Source organism: Paenibacillus tyrphae (genome assembly GCF_027925525.1).
Taxonomy (GTDB): Bacteria; Bacillota; Bacilli; order Paenibacillales; family NBRC-103111; genus Paenibacillus_G; species Paenibacillus_G tyrfis_B.
This window is the reverse complement of sequence record NZ_BSDJ01000092.1, coordinates 1-664: the sequence shown is the minus strand read 5'-3', so window position 1 is coordinate 664 and position 664 is coordinate 1. Positions and strand designations below refer to the sequence as shown.

At 54.4% G+C, this 664-nt stretch carries 1 protein-coding gene; it reads right to left on the bottom strand.

The features are described 5' to 3' along the window. Window positions 1-664, bottom strand: a 664-nt coding sequence (locus tag QMG93_RS34985) for a condensation domain-containing protein (protein ID WP_281944516.1), incomplete at both ends; no start/stop codon positions are given.

The following is a 664-nucleotide window of genomic DNA, read 5'->3' as shown; positions in this document are numbered from 1 at the left end:
AGATACGTACCGGAACCGTATTGATGAACAAGCCGATCATCCGATCAACACCGGGGATTTCGGTCGGTCTACCCGAGACGACGCTGCCGAACACCGCGTCCCAGCTCCCGTTGTATTTGTGCAGCACGATGCCCCATGCGGTTTGCAGCACGGTATTCAACGTTACCTGATGCTGCTTCGCTATCCGTTTCAATTGCCCGGTCAGTTCTTTACCGACAATGCAAATCTGCTCTTCGGCTGCATAGCTTCCCGCCTTCTGCTGCGTCTTATCCGTCGGCAGCAGCGTTTGCTGCTCGTATCCGGCCAAATACTCGCTCCAATACCGGGACGCTTCTTCGCTATCTTGCCGCTCTAGCCACTCAATATAGCTACTGTACGGCGTTACCGGCGCAAGCTCCAGCTGTTTTTGCTCCCGGAGGGCGAAATACGTTCCAAACACCTCTTGCGTGACAAGCGACAAGCACCAGCCGTCCATCACAATATGATGGAAGCTCCAGATGAAGCGCAGTGTTTCTTCTCCGGTCCGCAGAATCGAGACGCGCATCAACACGTCCTGCGTAAGGTCGAATCCTCTTGCCTTGTCTTCCCTTATATAGTCGGCGCCATATGCCTCACGCTCCGCTTCATTCATGCCTCGGAGATCTTCGTAATGGAAGCCCGTTTC